Genomic DNA, 17,938 nt, shown 5'->3' on the forward strand with positions numbered 1-17,938 from the left:
GCCATTCTAGCCGATCGCTATCGGCTTGCTTGATCCATCGCAACAGACTGCGCATCTGGATGGAATCTGCTGCGCGTCGGCGTATCCAATCCGCTAGTCTTGGCCCATTCCCTGGAAGGAGCTGCCCATGTTCGAATCCGCCGAAATCGGCCACGTCATCGATAAAGACACCTTTGAAGCCGAAGTGCCGGCCTTGCGTGAAGCGTTGCTCGAAGCCCAGTTCGAGTTGCACCAGCAGGGGCGCTTTCCGGTCATCGTGTTGATCAACGGTATCGAAGGGGCGGGCAAGGGCGAGACGGTGAAGTTGCTTAACGAATGGATGGATCCGCGGTTGATCGAAGTGCGCACCTTCGACCAGCAGACCGATGAGGAGCTGGCGCGGCCACCGGCCTGGCGCTATTGGCGAATGCTGCCGGCCAAGGGGCGCATGGGGATTTTCTTCGGCAACTGGTACAGCCAGATGCTCCAGGGGCGGGTTCATGGCGAGTTCAAGGATCCTCGGCTGGACCAGGCGATCAACGCGGCCGAGCGCCTGGAGAAAATGCTTTGCGATGAGGGCGCGTTGATCTTCAAGTTCTGGTTCCATCTGTCCAAGAAGCAGATGAAGGCCCGGCTCAAGAGCCTCAAGGATGACCCGCTGCACAGCTGGCGCATCAGCCCGCTGGACTGGCAGCAATCCGAGACCTACGACAAATTCGTCAAGTATGGCGAAAGGGTGCTGCGCCGGACCAGTCGAGATTACGCGCCGTGGCATGTCATCGAAGGCATGGACGCCTGCTACCGCAGCCTCACGGTCGGCAGGATTCTGCTCGAAGGGTTGCGTCAGGCTCTGGACCGGCCGAAGATCAAGCCGGAGAAAGTCAGCGTGGCGCCGCTGCCGGCGCTGGACGAGCAGATCACTTTGATCGACAGCCTCGACATGACCTTGCGCCTGGACAAGGCCGACTACGAAGAACAGTTGATCACCGAACAGGCACGGTTCGCCGGTTTGTTGCGGGACAAACGGATGCGCCGACATGCTCTGGTGGCCGTGTTCGAGGGTAACGATGCGGCGGGCAAGGGTGGGGCAATCCGGCGGGTGGCGGCGGCCCTCGATCCGCGCCAGTACAGCATCGTGCCGATCGCTGCGCCCACTGAAGAAGAGCGCGCCCATCCCTATATGTGGCGGTTCTGGCGGCACATTCCGGCACGGGGCAAGTTCACCATGTTCGATCGCTCCTGGTATGGACGGGTTTTGGTGGAGCGGGTCGAAGGTTTTTGCAGCCGGGCCGATTGGTTGCGAGCCTACGGCGAAATCAACGATTTCGAGGAGCAGATCGCCGACGCCGGTGTGGTGGTGGTCAAGTTCTGGCTGGCTATCGACAAGCAAACCCAGCTCGAACGTTTCCAGGAGCGCGAGGAAATTCCATTCAAGCGATTCAAGATCACCGAGGACGACTGGCGCAATCGAGACAAGTGGGACGCCTACCGGTCAGCGGTGTGTGACATGGTGGATCGCACCAGCACGGAGATCTCCCCCTGGACCCTGGTGGAGGCCAACGACAAGCGCTGGGCACGGGTCAAGGTGTTGCGCACCCTCAATGAGGCGCTGGAGGCAGCGTTCGAACGCAGTGCAAGGCAGGCGCGCAAGAAGTAGCCAACGATGGCGCTGCATACGCGAGGTGAATGATCATCGCGATCGGTTATGTGTCGGATCTATGCTCGTTGTCACTTAATCCAATAACGACAATGAGGTAGCGCCATGCGTGAAGTGGTGATCGTCGACAGCGTCCGGACTGGCCTGGCCAAGTCCTTTCGTGGCAAGTTCAACATGACTCGGCCGGATGACATGGCGGCCCATTGCGTCAACGCGCTGCTGACGCGCAGTGATATCGACCCCGCCAGCGTCGAAGACTGCATTGTCGGCGCCGGCTCCAACGAGGGAGCCCAGGGTTATAACATTGGTCGTAACGTGGCGGTGCTGTCCCACCTGGGCACCGACACCGCCGGCATGACACTCAACCGTTTCTGTTCTTCCGGCCTGCAAGCCATCGCCATCGCTGCCAACCAGATCGCCTCCGGTTGCAGCGAGATCATCGTGGCCGGGGGCGTGGAGTCCATCAGCCTGACGATGAAAAGCGTCAACACCGACAACCTGATCAATCCGTTGCTCAAGGAACAGGTACCGGGGATCTATTTTCCCATGGGCCAGACTGCCGAGATCGTCGCACGCCGTTATCAGGTCAGCCGCGAGGAGCAGGACCGCTACGCCTTGCAGAGCCAGCAACGCACCGCCCGCGCCCAGGCGGCGGGCTTGTTTCAGGATGAGATCGTGCCGATGGCGGTCAAGTACAAGGTCGAAGACAAGCACACCGGTGCGGTGCAGATCCTCGATGGGGTGGTCGATCGCGACGATTGCAACCGCCCGGACACGACCTATGAGAGCCTGGCCGGCTTGAAGCCGGTGTTCGCCGAGGACGGATCGGTTACGGCGGGCAACTCGTCGCAACTCTCCGACGGTGCTTCGATGACCCTGGTGATGAGCCTGGAAAAAGCCCTGGCCCTGGGGCTCAGGCCCAAGGCGTTTTTTCGTGGCTTTACCGTGGCCGGTTGCGAGCCGGACGAAATGGGCATCGGTCCGGTGTTCTCGGTACCGAAACTGCTCAAGGCCAAGGGACTGCAGATCGCTGACATCGATCTGTGGGAGCTCAACGAAGCGTTCGCGTCCCAGTGCCTGTACAGCCGCAATCGCCTGGAGATCGACAACGAGAAATACAACGTCAACGGCGGCTCGATCGCCATTGGCCATCCGTTCGGCATGACCGGCTCGCGCCAAGTGGGGCATCTGGTGCGTGAACTGCAACGGCGCAGTTTGCGTTATGGCGTGGTGACCATGTGCGTGGGCGGCGGTATGGGGGCGACGGGGTTGTTCGAGGCGGTGAGGTAATCAAGCCGCGAGCTGTTGTGGTGAGGGGATTTATCCCCGTTGGGCTGCGCAGCAGCCCTCATTTAACAGCGGGATGCTTTGGTCTGCTGCTCCGGTCAGACAGTCCCGATAAGGTCGTCAGCTGGCGACCTTATCCACCTGCAGCATTCGCTTGATATAGGCCTCGACTTCGAGCAAGGCAACCTCGCGGCTGACGAACGGGCCTTCCTGGGTGCCTTCCCGGGTACTGAAATAGAATTCACCGTTTATCCGGCAAATCCGGTCACTGGGGAAGACCATCGCCGGGGCGATGTCTTGGGCGCGTTTGCCAAGCATTGGAAGGCTCCAAAAAAAGCGTCGAACGAAGGGCGCATTCTATGAGTTGCCGTTCACTGGCGCTTGGCCAGCCGATAGGCGGCAATGTGCCATACCCTTTTGCCCGAACTGTTAGTACCCAACTGTCTCTGTGTCGCCAAAGCATTCTCCAACTAGAATAGCCGTTCTTTTCTTGAGCCTCGGGGATTGCATGCACATTTCGTCCGGTCGTTGGGTCTACGGCCTGCTGCTCGCCTTATTGACCGCGCTGTTATGGGGCATCCTGCCAATCAAGCTCAAGCAAGTGCTGCAAGTGATGGATCCGATCACCGTGACCTGGTTTCGCTTGCTGGTGTCCGGCGGACTGCTGTTCATCTACCTGGCGGCGACGCGACGCTTGCCCAGCCGCAAAGTGCTTGGCCCGCGTGGCGGCTGGTTGGTGGCAATGGCAGTGTTGGGACTGGTGGGTAACTACGTCCTGTACCTGATGGGCCTCAATCGCTTGAGCCCCGGCACCGCGCAACTGGTGGTACAGATGGGGCCGATCATGTTGCTGGTGGCCAGCCTGTTTGTGTTCAAGGAGCGTTTCAGCCTGGGGCAGGGAATCGGCCTGCTGGTGTTGTTGATCGGTTTCACGCTGTTCTTCAACCAGCGCCTCGCGGAATTGTTGACTTCCTTGAGCGACTACACCGCCGGGGTTCTTATGGTGCTGCTGGCATCGACGGTCTGGACCTTCTACGCCTTGGGCCAGAAGCAATTGTTGACGGTCTGGAATTCCTTGCAGGTGATGATGGTGATCTACCTGTTCTGCGCCTTGTTGCTCACGCCGTGGGTGCATCCGCTGGAGGCCTTGCAACTGAGTCCTTTGCAAGGCTGGCTGCTGTTGGCCTGCTGCCTCAACACCCTGATTGCCTATGGTGCGTTTGCCGAGGCCCTGGCTCATTGGGAAGCCTCGCGGGTGAGTGCGACCCTGGCGATCACGCCGCTGGTGACTTTCGCTGCGGTGGCGCTGGCCGCCTGGTGGTGGCCCGATTACGTCCATGCCGAGCAGATCAATCTGCTGGGCTATGGGGGGGCAGTGCTGGTGGTGCTCGGTTCGGCGCTGGTGGCGTTGGGGCCTTCGCTGATGGCCGGGCTCAGGGCCCGGCGTGAGCGGATGGTTACAGAGCGATAGGGTTCATTCCCCTGTGAGAGCGAGCCTGCTCGCGATGAGGTCTGTCAGTCACACACGACTCAGCCCTGGCTTCCCGCCTCCAGCATGTTCTCCGGCCGTACCCAGGCATCGAACTCTTCGTCGGTCAAATACCCCAACTGCAAGGCCGATTCGCGCAAGGTCAGCCCTTCGCCATAGGCCTTCTTGGCGATTTCAGCGGATTTGTCGTAGCCAATGTGCGGATTCAGGGCGGTGACCAGCATCAGGCCGCGTTCCAGGTGCGCCGCCATCTGCTCGCCGTCGGGCTCCAGCCCGGCGATGCAATGCGCCTGGAAGTTGCTGCAACCGTCGGCCAGCAGGCGGATCGATTGAAGCAGGTTGTGGATGATCACTGGTTTAAACACGTTCAGTTGCAAATGACCCTGGCTGGCGGCGAAGCCGATGGTCACGTCGTTGCCCAGGACTTGGCAGGCCAGCATCGACAATGCTTCGCACTGGGTCGGGTTGACCTTGCCGGGCATGATGGAGCTGCCCGGCTCGTTGGCTGGCAGCTTCACCTCGGCGAACCCCGCACGAGGCCCGGAACCCAGCAGGCGCAAGTCGTTGGCGATTTTCATCAGGGTCACGGCAAGGGTCTTCAGGGCGCCGGACAGGGTGGTCAGCGGCTCATGGCCCGCCAGGGCCGCGAACTTGTTCGGCGCGGTGACGAACGGCAGGCCGGATAGCGCCGCCAGCTCAGCGGCAATCGCTTCGCCGAAACCATGGGGCGAATTCAGCCCGGTGCCCACTGCGGTGCCGCCCTGGGCCAGTTCGTACACCGCTGGCAACGCGGCACGGATCGCCCGTTCGGCATAGTCCAGTTGGGCGATGAAAGCCGACAGTTCCTGGCCAAACGTGATGGGCGTGGCGTCCATCATGTGGGTACGACCGGTCTTGACCAGTTTCATGTGCCGCGCCGCCAGTTCCGCCAGCCCGCCCGACAACTCGGCGATGGCCGGCAGCAGTTGCTGATGGACGGCCTGAGCGGCGGCGATGTGCATGGCGGTCGGGAAGCAGTCGTTGGAGCTCTGGGAACGGTTGACGTGATCGTTAGGGTGCACCGGGCTCTTGCCGCCACGGGGATTACCCGCCAGCTCGTTGGCGCGACCGGCGATCACTTCGTTGACGTTCATGTTGCTCTGGGTGCCGCTGCCAGTCTGCCAGACCACCAGCGGGAACTGATCGTCGTGCTGGCCGGCCAGTACCTCGTCGGCGGCCTGTTCGATCAGGCGGGCGATGTCGGCGGGCAGGTCGCCATTGCGGTCGTTGACCCGTGCGGCGGCTTTCTTGATCAGTGCCAGGGCGTGCAACACCGACAGCGGCATGCGTTCGTTGCCGATGGCAAAGTTGATCATGGAGCGCTGGGTCTGGGCTCCCCAGTAGGCTTCATCCGGGACTTCAACCTGGCCAAGGCTGTCGGTTTCAATACGGCTCATCGGGTCAAACTCCTGTAGGTCTGAATGCGCTGTTTAGGCCCTGGCGGGCGGCACCGGTTCCGTCAATGTAGGAGCGCCCGGTTCGGTCCGTCAATCGGACCCGGCAAGGGACGGGGTTGAGGCGCGGCGTTTTTTAGGCGCAGAATGGTCGCCCCTGGGGTTTAACCTCGCCAGCTAGAAAAGGAAACTCGATGACCCGTCTTCGTGCCATCTGTACCGCAGTTGCTCTGGTGTGTGCCAGCGGCCCTGTTCTCGCCGATACCGCCAGCCACAACGCCAGTGCCGAAGCGTTCCTGACCCTGGCGCATGCTGACAAACTGGGCACCCCGGTGTACATGCAGGTGCAGCAGATGTTTGCCCAACGCTTCGAGCAGACCAAGGCGCCCGAGTCGAAGAAAGCCACCCTGGAAACCTACCAGGCCAAGGCCAACGCCGCGCTGGACCAGGCCATCGGCTGGAACAAGCTCAAACCGGATATGGTCAAGCTCTACACCACCAACTTCAGCGAGTCGGAGCTCAAGGACCTGGTAGCCTTCTACCAGTCGCCCCTGGGCAAGAAAGTCCTGGAAAAAATGCCGCAGCTGACCCAGCAGTCGGCCCAACTGACCCAGGCCAAGCTGGAAAGCGCCGTGCCGGTGGTCAACAAGCTGCTGGCGGACATGACCGCCGAGCTCGAACCGAAAGCCGCCGCCCCGGTCAAGAAAAAGCCGTAAGCGGAGCCCGATATGAGCATGCAACAACGCATCGAATCGACGCTCGGGCTGCTGCAGCCCGAGCATCTGCAAGTGCTGGATGAAAGCCACATGCATAGCCGCGGGCAGCAGACCCATTTCAAGGCGGTGGTGGTCAGCCGACAATTCGAAGGCCTCAATCGGGTCAAGCGCCACCAGAAGGTCTATGGCACCCTCGGCGAGCTGATGGGCGAATTCCATGCGTTGGCACTGCACACCTACACCCCCGAAGAGTGGGCACAGATCGACGCGGCCCCGGCTTCGCCGACCTGTGCCGGTGGCAGCAAGCACTGATGCAGTCGCCACAGGTGTGCTCCTAAAGCCACCGTGTATTTGTTAGAATCCGCAGCGCGCCGCTTACCCGGCGCGTTTTTTTTCGTATCCGGTTCACCCTTTACGAGGGTAGCCACCTGGAGAAATACCCATGACACCACCCATTGTCGTGGCGGCACTGTATAAGTTCGTCACCCTGGAAGATTACGTCGAGTTGCGTGAGCCACTGCTCAAGGCCATGCTCGATAACGACATCAAAGGCACCTTGCTGATTGCCCTGGAAGGCATCAACGGCACGGTTTCCGGTACTCGCGAAGGCATCGACGGACTGCTGGCCTGGTTGCGAAGCGATCCGCGCATGGTCGATATCGACCATAAAGAGTCGTACTGCGACGAACAGCCGTTCTACCGCACCAAGGTCAAACTCAAGAAAGAAATCGTCACCCTTGGCGTCGAAGGCGTGGACCCGAACAAGCAGGTCGGCACCTATGTCGAGCCCAAGGACTGGAACGCACTGATCAGCGATCCGGAAGTGCTGCTGATCGACACCCGCAATGACTACGAAGTGTCCATCGGCACTTTCGAAGGCGCCATCGACCCGAAGACCACCAGTTTTCGCGAATTCCCCGACTACATCAAAGCCAACTTCGATCCGGCCAGGCACAAGAAAGTGGCGATGTTCTGCACCGGCGGCATTCGTTGTGAAAAGGCTTCCAGCTACATGCTTGGCCAAGGGTTCGATGAGGTTTATCACCTCAAAGGTGGGATCCTGAAATACCTCGAAGAAGTGCCTCAGGAAGAAACCAAGTGGCGCGGTGACTGCTTCGTGTTCGATAACCGTGTGACGGTTCGCCACGACCTCAGCGAGGGCGACTATGATCAATGTCATGCCTGCCGTACGCCGGTCAGCGTCGAAGATCGCGCTTCGGAGCATTACGTACCGGGTATCAGTTGCCCGCATTGCTGGGACACGCTGAGCGAGAAGACCCGGCGCAGTGCCATCGACCGGCAAAAGCAGATCGAGCTGGCGAAAGCTCGTAACATGCCGCACCCGATCGGTTACAACTACAAGCAATCAGCTTCCGAGGCTTGAACCATGGCGTCGCGCCTGCTCTATGTGATGGACCCGATGTGTTCCTGGTGCTGGGGCTTCGCGCCGGTAGCCGATGCATTGGCCGAGCAGGCGCACGCCGCTGGCGTCGAACTGCATTTGGTCATGGGGGGGCTGCGTACCGGCAGTGGTTCGGCGCTGGAGCCGACGACCCGGCGCTACATCCTCGAGCATTGGCAGGCCGTGACACAGGCCACCGGCCAGCCATTCAAGTTCGAAGGGGCATTGCCGGACGGTTTCGTCTATGACACCGAACCTGCCTGCCGGGCGGTAGTGACGGCTCGCAGCCTGGCGCCGGACCTGGCCTGGAAGCTGGTGAAGCTGATCCAGCAGGCGTTCTATGTACAAGGGCGCGACGTGACCCATGCCAGCGTCCTGGTGGAACTGGCCGAGCAGGCCGGGCTACCGCGCATCGAGTTCGCCGAAGCGTTTGACCGTGCCGACCAACATGCGGCCACCGCTGCGGATTTCACTTGGGTGCAGGACCTCGGTATTGCCGGGTTCCCCACGCTGCTCGCCGAGCGTGACGGCCAATTGGCCTTGCTCACCAACGGCTACCAGCCTCTGAGCCAGTTGTCTCCATTGCTGGGTCGTTGGCTGGAGCGCGCGGCCTGTGCGTGACCTGCCGGAGGGGGCTTCGGTCCCGCAACGCACCGATCGATTGACCTGGGCAGAAATCCGTCGCCTGGCCCTCAAGCACAAAAAAGCCCTGTGGATCGCCAACGGCGTGGCCGTGCTGGCGACCTTGTGCAGCGTACCGATTCCCTTGCTGTTGCCATTGCTGGTGGACGAAGTGCTACTGGGCCGTGGCGATGCGGCACTGGAGGTGATGAACCACGCCTTGCCGACAGGTTGGCAGAGCGCGGCCGGCTACATCGGGCTGATGCTACTGGCGACCCTGGTTCTGCGCTGCGGCGCGTTGCTGTTCAACGTCTTGCAGGCGCGCTTGTTCGCAAGATTGGCCAAGGACATTGTCTATCGCATCCGCATCCGCTTGATCGACCGCCTCAAGCGCATCTCCCTGGGTGAATACGAAAGCCTGGGCAGCGGCACCGTGGCGGCTCACCTGGTCACCGACTTGGACACCCTCGACAAGTTCGTCGGCGAAACCCTCAGCCGGTTCCTGGTGGCGATGCTGACTTTGGTGGGCACCGCGGGCATTCTGATGTGGATGCATTGGAAACTGGCGCTGTTGATCCTGCTGTTCAACCCCCTGGTGATCTACGCCACGGTGCAACTGGGTAAACGGGTCAAGCACCTCAAGAAGCTGGAGAACGACAGCACCTCGCGTTTCACTCAAGCCTTGACCGAAACCCTGGATGCCATCCAGGAGGTACGGGCCGGTAACCGCCAGGGTTTCTTCCTCGGGCGACTGGGTCTGCGTGCACGGGAAGTGCGTGACTACGCCGTCAATTCCCAATGGAAAAGCGACGCATCGGGCCGCGCCAGTGGCCTGCTTTTCCAGTTCGGTATCGATATCTTTCGTGCCGCGGCGATGCTCACCGTACTGTTCTCCGACCTGTCCATTGGCCAGATGCTGGCAGTGTTCAGCTACCTGTGGTTCATGATCGGCCCGGTGGAGCAATTGTTGAATCTGCAGTACGCCTATTACGCGGCGGGCGGTGCCCTGAGCCGCATCAACGAGTTGCTGGCGCGCAACGACGAGCCCCAGTACAGCGGCGACATCGACCCCTTCGAGGGGCGTGACACCGTGGGGATCGATATTCAGGGGCTGAGCTTCGGTTATGGTGAGGAACTGGTGCTCAACCAGTTGAACCTGTCTATTTCGCCCGGGGAAAAAGTCGCCATCGTCGGGGCCAGCGGCGGTGGCAAAAGCACCCTGGTGCAGCTACTGCTGGGACTTTACACACCGCAGTCGGGCAGCATCCGCTTCGGCGATGCCATGCAACAGGAGATCGGCCTGGAAACCATCCGGGAAAATGTCGCAGTGGTTCTGCAACACCCGGCACTGTTCAACGATACGGTGCGGGCCAACCTGACCATGGGCCGCGAACGCAGCGACGAGGCCTGCTGGCGGGCATTGGAAATCGCGCAGTTGCACAGCACGATCCGCGAGCTGCCCAACGGACTGGACAGCATCGTCGGGCGTTCCGGCGTGCGTTTGTCCGGTGGGCAACGCCAGCGCCTGGCCATCGCCCGCATGGTACTGGCCGAGCCGAAGGTGGTGATCCTCGACGAGGCGACGTCCGCCCTGGACGCCGCCACCGAATACAACCTGCACCAGGCGCTGGCCCGGTTCCTGAGTAACCGGACAACCCTGATCATTGCGCACCGTTTGTCGGCCGTGAAACAGGCTGACCGGGTGCTGGTGTTCGATGGCGGACAAATTGCCGAAGACGGCGGTCACCAGCAATTGATGGCTGATGGTGGCCTCTACGCCAAGCTCTACGGTCATCTGCAACAGCATTGATGACGCGGGATCATTCCGAATCGGTTGACGTATTCATCTCCGTGGCCGGTCGCTTGCGCCGCTGTCCCCAGATGACGTTCAGTGCATCGGCGCCGCGTTCATGGCCGAATTCCTTCATGACAATCGAGCAGGATTCGCAGGGCGGCAGGGTCGTCGCCATTGTGATCGACTTGATGTCTTCCGGATCCGGGTACTTTTCACTGAGATAGGCGATCAGTTTGCTTTCGCTGTCACCCGAAGTGACGCGGCTCAGCCTGTCCGAACTGCCTGAGCCGTCCATGAGGTGAGGGATGGCCAGCAGTTTCCCTTCAGGGCTCAGGCTAAGCGCGGCTGGATCGATGGGCGGCCTGAGGCCGTCGACATTGAAGTATGTGGTGTCGCCCCGTGGAATCTCGGTCAGCCCACCGCTGGATTTGAACAGTGGCAGATGCCGGGTGTAGTCCTCGATTCCGGAGACGCTGACATAGACTTCATTTTTGCCCGACGCGGTGGTCACGCTGGCGAAGGCGATGTTCTTCTGGTTTTGCGTCGGCAGGATTTTTTGCAGTTCCTGCATGGCGTCGTTGATGGTGATGACCCGGCTTGACGATGGCGCCGTATCGGGGGTGGATGGATTTGTAAAAAGCGCGTTGAACACGTCCCCTGTAGATTTTTGCAGGGCTTCGGGCGCCTGCGTGGAAGGCTTCCAGACGGCCGCGCCATTGGGTAGCTCGCAGACGATCATTCTCGTCCTGCGGTCGAACAACACGGCTTCAGCGGAGTAGGTATTAACTTTCACCCACTTCATGTTCGAAGGAGGGTGGACAGGCGCTCCAATGGGAATCGAAATTTCATCGATTTTGTCCAGCGCCAGTTCGATCTGGTCTCTGCCGTAGACCCTGGCGGCATTGTTCGCATTCAGCGAACCGATGTACACCCGTTGCAGTTCCTCACCCACCGTGCCTGGCGCCAGGTCGTCAGTGCTCAATTTCTTCAGGGTCAGCGCAGACTCGACACTGTCGGTGGAGGACAGTGTCGTCATGTAGTAATCATCGAAGTTCAGGCGAGTGAAGACATACGTGGATTTCTCGTCGAGAGAGCGGATGATCAACGCGCCCGTCTCATGTATATCGTCGATGTTCTGTGCTGTACCCGTAACTTTGATTCCCCCATACAGACCGGTCTGGAACTGCAGTGTCGCCGAAACGGTTTCCCGAGGGACGGGAACTTTGCTGGTGAGGCCAATCCATTCCGGTCGGCCTTTATAAGTGTTGAGCTTGCCGCCCTTGAGTTCATAGATCTTCCCTTCGAAGGCCAACAGGGCGCGGTCATTGACGGTTTTCGGCACGGAGGGATAAAGCGTCGTATCGCCGAACCAGGGGGCCCAACTCGGTTCGGGGTCGAACTCACCGGCAGGTGGCCGTTCGGCGGGCTTGCCCGGCAACACATACCTGGTCTTGCAAAACTCGTCGGGTGCACGACGCACACGGCATGGGCGTTGCCCGAGTCGTTCGCTGGCGTCCAGTTGGCTGGCCCGACGCAGGCGTCCATCGTGCAACCGATAGGGCACATCATCCAGATAAAAGGTCCGGTTGCCGTCGACTTCAAGCAATTCTCGCACGCGGGTTTTATCCGGCACCTGGACGATGACATGGGCGTCGGTCCGGACCAGCGTGCTGTAGTGGGAGCGTCCCAGGGACAAGTCGGCTGAAGCCGCGGTCAGCGACGAACCGTAAGGTTTGGAGGAGAGCGGGTCTACCAGGCGGTAGTCGGCAATCTCCAGGGTGCCGACGTTGCGCACAGGCACATCATCGACACCACGCACGGCGCCGAGGTGATCATTTGGCAGCAGGGGGCGCCATCGTCCAGGATCGGTGACCTGGCCCATGCCTTTCACGAAATCATATTGTCCTGCTCTGCCGCTCAAGGACTTGAGGCTGATATAACCTTTTCTGCCGAGCCGGTAGGCGCTTTGGCTACCGGCCTGCAACAAGGATGGAATGCCATCGAGGGGGTTCAGGGTGGCGTTAAGCAAGGTGCCCGAGAGTTTCGCAAAGGCGGGAAGGGTTTCGCGGATACTCCATTTCCCCACCGTCCTGACCAGCTTCAATGAGCCCGAGGCGAATTTCCCGATGGGCAGGACGAACGATGCAAAATCAATGAACAGGCCAAAGGCACCGCTTGCCAGCCGGCCACGATCACCTGAGGTCAGGTCTTCGATGCTGCTCCAGAAAGGCACCAGCATCTTTGCCCATTCGATGATCTTCTTGCGCCTGGCTTCTTCATGGTCGAATTCGGTTTTTCCATAGCAACTGTCGTACAGCGCTTTTTCATCGACGAAAAGCAGATGTTGGGCAATGTGCCGGGTGATTCGGTGAGTGGTCTTCGACTCCAATGTATTTGGCAGGGCGGTGTTGTCATTTCTTTCTGTCGGTTCAAGTGTGTCACCGAGCTGATCCAGGATCGCGTCGCAGTGGGCATCAGCGCCTGGAGCCGTTCCTTTTACATGGGCATCCCAATCGAAAGGGAGACGCTTGTGACGTATCACTGTCGCGCTCACGGCTGAACCGCGGCTGACTCTCCATTTCTCGGTTTTTTGTTCGCCACCCAGGTGCTGCGAAGTCATATCCGTTCGGCGCCGGATGACTCCGGCCCGGGGCAGCAGTTCATAGTAGGCAGTTTTTTCGTCTCGGGTCGCCGCCAGGATGAATCCGTTGCGTGCGCGCAGAGGGAGCGTCGTCTCGTGCGTCTCATTCGCCGCTTCGACCCCGGTGGTTGCTTGTCTCAAGGAGTAGACCTTGATCGATCCATATTCCAAGGTGTGACGGTCAGACAACGGAAGAGACGCGAGTTGGTGGGCGATCAGTGTCCTGTAGGCGCTTTTGATTTGGTGGATGTAAATCTTGAAGTGAGTCGCAAAGGTCTTCTCGATATCCGGCAGAACTCTGTCTTCCCGGGGTATTGCAGACAGGTTCGGCCACCACAGATTCGTCTGAACGGTTCGATCACTGGCGATTTTCAACCAGGCATTGGTTGCATATTTTCCATCGGGCCCGGTGACAAACCATTTTCGCCCGGTGAGTTGGCCGGAGGCGTAGACGTCAATAAATGAATAAGTGTTTGGGGCAGTTCCGCCAATCGGGGGCACACTTCGAAAGTTTGGGGCGGCGTGAACAGCTTCGGCTTCCTTGACCAGTTTCCTTCCATCGGTCACGAAGCGTCCTTCGCCAAAGAGTCTCGCCACCTTGAGTTTGGCAATGTTCAGCCTTTCGGGCGGTGGACTGTCGAGCCAGCGGATCGCCTGATTCAAACTATCGATGGTGGTATCGAGCTTTTGCGTGGTGTCCTGTAGATCTTGCGTCGAATAGTTGGCGTCAGCTTTGTAAGAAACCATTCCATTCGTCACGGCCCATTCCAGCATCGGTTTCAATCGGGTCAGCGTAATCAACTTCAAGTCTTCGGATGTTGCTTCGTCGGCCTGCCGTATTGGCAGATCGACCAATGGCTGGAAGTTCAGGCGGTGCAATAACAAAGGGTCAATGGCATTGGCGAGATGGACGCCATGGACAAAATTCACCCAGACAGTGGAGCTTCGGTAAGCCAATTGTGGCGGTATATCGCGAACTTGGAACTCCGCCGGGAACAAGGGTTGGAAAAGCCCCGCAATCAAAATGGATTCGTTCTCGGACGAGGCGCGTTTGGACGCGAGCAGATGCTCCTCGAACCCTGTCTGGATTTCCTGGTAGCTCTTTCCCCAATAGGACGACTTTTGCCAAACATAGCCGGCAACGCCCTCCGGATTTTCGCCACCTGCCGAGGCGATCCACAGGCGAAGGGCTTTGATCACCAGCTGGACGCGAATTCCAGGAGCGGTTTCTTCGCCGGCTCCGCCACCGAACCAGCCCAGGGCTTGCAACAGTAGGTTCGCCAAGGCTTGGGCTTTTGCCGATTGCAGGATTGTTTCGAGGTACATCGACGGTTTCGCACGGAGTTTCGCCGTCGTCAGCTTGTCGATGTCGACAGCATCGAGACAGGCCAGCAGGGAGGTTTGTGGTGTGGGCAGGAATCGGCGCACCGTGTCGATGATCCGACTGTTGGTCAGCGCCTGTTCGGGTGTCGGTTCCTGGCTGGCTTCGTCGAGATTTATGCCATGCCACAGTCCGAGTGAATGGCGAGCACGCTTTTCTTCCAGAGCATCGATCGTGGCTTCACGTTGTCCGGTGTCTTGCGGGTCCCAAGGGATAAAACCATAGAAGCGGGTCATTCTGATCAGGGAAAACTGACTGTCGAAGCGGATCTTGCCACCCAGCCTTAGAGCGGATTTTTCAATGTTCACCAATAAGCCCTGGCAGCCAGGCTGCTTGTCGAGTTCAAGCTGGACGACATCGGGACCGCTCTTCTGGTGTGTCGAGTAAAAGGCTTTGCCTTCTTTCAGCGTGACCGTCAGCTTGTCGGGCGAGGCATCCAGCCTGTCGCACAGCGCTTGATAAGCCTTGTCTTCGATCAGCGCTCGCAATGCACGTTGACCGACTTCATTTTCCAGGGCCATGGGCGAGCACGGTCTGGGGATCAGCAGCCTGTCGATAAACCTGTCGGAGGGTGTTTCATTGCTTCGAATCACTGCCAGCAGTGCGTCATATTCATCCAGCAGACCCTGGTGCGCTTGGGCATGAGACGGCCATGGGTTCAGTGCTGAAAGGTCAGAAGCGGGCGAGGACGGCATAGTGGGGTTCCCTGATAACTAACGAAAGGTTCTCTACCGCTTCAAAAGTGCGAAATAGAGAGCCCTCGTATCCAATCAGTCCAGGGAAAGTCCGAGGCGGTAGATATGTATAGCGTGCAGGCATGTTGTCACTTTTTCGGTAGTTACCCTCACGCGTCGCCAGCAGCGGTTCGGGTGTTCGAGTGGGAGCAACGTTAAATAATGTGTGGCCTCTTGCGGGGAACTCTCGCTGCTCCTAGTCTTGCTGGAATGATCGGTCTGAAGGCTGGTCGACGAGCCTAGCAGGCCACTAGACAGGGACCTCATGAATCAAGCGCGGACTCTCGGAACTCCCCGGTTGTTGGGCATCGTCTGGCCTTTTATAGCCGTTGTCCTGTTTCAGGCCTTGTTGGGAGGCGTCAGTCTTTACGTATTGTCGGCGGTCCGTGGCTATGTGGCGGGAGAAAGTCTCTGGTCGAAGGGACAGAAAGATGCGATCTATTATCTCAATCTTTACGCCGACAGCCGCGACGAGGCGATTTTCCACAAGTACCAGCAAGCCATCGCCGTGCCCGAGGGCGGTCATGAACTGCGAGTGGCGCTGGATCGCCAGCCGCCGGATCTGGAAGCGGCACGGGCGGGTATCCTCAAGGGGGGCAATCACCCGGACGACGTCGCCAGCCTGATCTGGCTCTACCTGAATTTCCGTCACTTCAGTTACCTGGAAGAAGCCATCGATCTCTGGACGGTGGGGGACAGCTATCTGACCGAACTCAATAGCGTCGCCCGGCAGATGCACGAGAGCATTTCCCAAGGCAAGGCCACGGACCCAGATATCCGCGGCTGGAAGGCGCGGATCTTTGCCATCAACGATTCCGTCACACCTGCCGCGAAGGCTTTCAGTGATGCGCTGGGCGAGGGGTCTCGCTTTATTCTGCGCCTGTTACTGGTGACCAACTTCGCCACCGCCCTGGGTCTGATTGTCCTGGCATTGTTGCGTACCCATAAACTTCTGGCCCAACGACAGATTTTTGCCAACGCGCTGCAAGTGGAGAAAGAGCGGGCGCAGATCACGCTGCAGTCTATTGGCGACGGTGTCATTACCACCGACGTCGAGGGCGCCATTGCCTATATGAACCCTGCGGCCGAGGCGATGACCCACTGGAAGGCCGAGCATGCCACCGGCCTGCCCCTGGCTGCGCTGTTCAATTTACTCGACGACAACGCCCAGACCGAGGGCTTGACCCTGATCGAGCATATCCTCAGCGGTCGGCTCGGTGGCGGCAGTGAGCATTCGAAACTGATCCAGCGCCTGGACGGCAGCACGGTTTCGGTGACGCTCGTGGGTGCGCCGATCCGCCATGGCGGCAAGGTCAGTGGCGCCGTGCTGGTATTGCACGATATGACCCAGGAGCGTCAATACATCGCCAACCTATCGTGGCAGGCCACCCATGACGCCTTGACCGGCCTGGCTAACCGCCGGGAATTCGAGTACCGCCTGGAGCAGGCCTTGCACAGCCTGACGCGCCAGAGCGGTCGTCATGCCTTGATGTTCCTCGATCTGGACCAGTTCAAACTGGTTAACGATACCTGCGGCCACGCGGCGGGTGATGAACTGTTGCGCCATATCTGTGCTTTGTTGCAATCGGGGTTGCGGGAAAACGACACCCTTGCCCGGCTGGGTGGGGATGAGTTCGGTATCCTGCTGGAGAACTGCGCGCCAGACGCGGCGGAGAAGATCGCCGAGGGGCTGCGCCAGACCGTGCAGAATCTGCATTTCGTCTGGAAAGGCCGGCCCTTTGTGACCACCGTCAGTATCGGGCTGGTGCATATCGCTCAGAACCCGGCGACCCTGGAGGCGTCCCTGCGTGCCGCCGACATGGCCTGCTACATGGCCAAGGAGAAGGGCCGCAACCGCGTGCAGGTTTATCACGCCGACGATTCGGAGCTGTCCCTGCGATTTGGCGAAATGGCCTGGGTGCAGCGTTTGCACATGGCCCTGGAGGAAAACCGCTTCTGTCTTTATGCCCAGGAAATTGCCGCGCTCGGGCCAGGTGACCATGGCGGCGGGCATATCGAGATCCTGTTGCGCCTGTATGACGAAGCCGGTCGGATGATATTGCCTGACAGCTTCATTCCCGCGGCGGAGCGCTATGGCCTGATGACCTCTCTGGACCGTTGGGTGGTGGAGAACGTCTTCAAGATCATTCGTCAGTGCCTGAATGAGACGGGACAGAGACCGCTGGCCACGTGTGCGATTAATCTGTCAGGCACGACTATCGGAGATCAGGCGTTTCTCGATTTCTTGCGTAAACAGTTTGCGGTCTATTCGGTTCCGCCAGAAATGATTTGTTTTGAAATAACCGAAACCAGCGCTATTTCGAATTTAGGCAGTGCGATCCGCTTTATTAATGAACTCAAGGGCTTGGGTTGTTATTTCTCCCTGGATGACTTTTGCGCCGGAATGTCTTCATTCGCTTACCTGAAACATTTACCTGTAGACTTCCTGAAGATCGATGGGAGTTTCGTAAAGGATATGCTGGACGACCCGATTAACCGTGCAATGGTCGAAGTGATCAACCACATCGGCCACGTCATGGGTAAGCGCACCATTGCAGAGTTTGTTGAAACCGCCCAGATCGAGCAGGCATTGCTGGAAATCGGCGTGGATTACGCTCAAGGGTATGTGATCGAGCGCCCGCAATTGTTTACCTGTGACACGTTGCAGTGTAGGCCGGCCCGGCCCCAGCCGTTGTTATTCAAGGCCCCCGGCACGTTCCGCTGAACCTCTTGTTGATCCGTAAAAATCACAATCAAAAGGAGCCAGACAGTGATCGACACATTCAACCGAACAGGCCCGCTC

The 17,938-nt window shown here is 59.3% G+C and carries 12 protein-coding genes; 9 read left to right on the forward strand and 3 right to left on the reverse strand.

All coding sequences use genetic code 11. The annotated features are described in order from the left end of the window. Positions 1–127 precede the first annotated feature (127 nt). A complete protein-coding gene (gene pap, locus AD666_RS18480) occupies positions 128–1,636 on the forward strand; it encodes a polyphosphate:AMP phosphotransferase (protein WP_053155027.1) in 1,509 nt (502 codons plus the stop codon). A gap of 105 nt (positions 1,637–1,741) precedes the next feature. Beyond that, positions 1,742–2,926 (forward strand): thiolase family protein, encoded by a 1,185-nt coding sequence (locus AD666_RS18485; RefSeq protein WP_053155029.1) that lies wholly within the window; start codon positions 1,742–1,744, stop codon positions 2,924–2,926. 117 nt (positions 2,927–3,043) lie between these two features. On the opposite strand, the gene AD666_RS18490 is transcribed toward AD666_RS18485, so the two are convergent. Then, positions 3,044–3,241, reverse strand: a complete 198-nt coding sequence (locus tag AD666_RS18490; RefSeq protein WP_053155031.1) for a DUF6316 family protein — start codon at positions 3,239–3,241, stop codon at positions 3,044–3,046. A 190-nt stretch (positions 3,242–3,431) separates the two neighbouring features. Between AD666_RS18490 and AD666_RS18495 the strand changes: the two genes are divergently transcribed. Beyond that, positions 3,432–4,394: a DMT family transporter gene (locus AD666_RS18495; RefSeq protein WP_053155034.1), complete on the forward strand. Its 963-nt coding sequence runs from the start codon at positions 3,432–3,434 to the stop codon at positions 4,392–4,394. 59 nt (positions 4,395–4,453) lie between these two features. Here AD666_RS18495 and AD666_RS18500 read toward each other — a convergent pair whose 3' ends face one another. Beyond that, entirely contained in the window at positions 4,454–5,848 is a 1,395-nt protein-coding gene (locus AD666_RS18500) for a class II fumarate hydratase (protein WP_053155036.1), read from the reverse strand. A 191-nt stretch (positions 5,849–6,039) separates the two neighbouring features. Between AD666_RS18500 and AD666_RS18505 the strand changes: the two genes are divergently transcribed. From AD666_RS18505 to AD666_RS18525, 5 genes are all read left to right on the forward strand, one after another. Continuing rightward, the gene (locus AD666_RS18505; protein ID WP_053155038.1) at positions 6,040–6,561 is read left to right on the forward strand and encodes a DUF2059 domain-containing protein; all 522 of its coding nucleotides are present in this window, start codon (positions 6,040–6,042) and stop codon (positions 6,559–6,561) included. 12 nt (positions 6,562–6,573) lie between these two features. Then, positions 6,574–6,873, forward strand: coding sequence for a BolA family transcriptional regulator (locus AD666_RS18510; protein WP_053155039.1), 300 nt, complete (start codon positions 6,574–6,576; stop codon positions 6,871–6,873). 130 nt (positions 6,874–7,003) lie between these two features. Further along, entirely contained in the window at positions 7,004–7,945 is a 942-nt protein-coding gene (locus AD666_RS18515; protein ID WP_053155041.1) for a rhodanese-related sulfurtransferase, read from the forward strand. 3 nt (positions 7,946–7,948) lie between these two features. Then, positions 7,949–8,584 (forward strand): DsbA family protein, encoded by a 636-nt coding sequence (locus AD666_RS18520; protein WP_053155044.1) that lies wholly within the window; start codon positions 7,949–7,951, stop codon positions 8,582–8,584. Beyond that, positions 8,577–10,394, forward strand: coding sequence for an ABC transporter ATP-binding protein (locus AD666_RS18525; RefSeq protein ID WP_053155046.1), 1,818 nt, complete (start codon positions 8,577–8,579; stop codon positions 10,392–10,394). The genes AD666_RS18520 and AD666_RS18525 overlap by 8 nt, the downstream gene beginning before the upstream one ends. Positions 10,395–10,404: 10 nt before the next feature. Here AD666_RS18525 and AD666_RS18530 read toward each other — a convergent pair whose 3' ends face one another. Then, on the reverse strand, positions 10,405–15,096 hold the full coding sequence (locus AD666_RS18530; protein WP_053155048.1) for a deaminase domain-containing protein: 4,692 nt from the start codon (positions 15,094–15,096) through the stop codon (positions 10,405–10,407). Positions 15,097–15,400: 304 nt separating this feature from the next. Between AD666_RS18530 and AD666_RS18535 the strand changes: the two genes are divergently transcribed. After that, a complete protein-coding gene (locus AD666_RS18535) occupies positions 15,401–17,860 on the forward strand; it encodes an EAL domain-containing protein (protein ID WP_053155050.1) in 2,460 nt (819 codons plus the stop codon). The last annotated feature ends 78 nt before the right edge of the window (positions 17,861–17,938 follow it).

Source organism: Pseudomonas sp. Pf153 (genome assembly GCF_001269775.1).
Lineage (GTDB): Bacteria > Pseudomonadota > Gammaproteobacteria > Pseudomonadales > Pseudomonadaceae > Aquipseudomonas > Aquipseudomonas uvaldensis.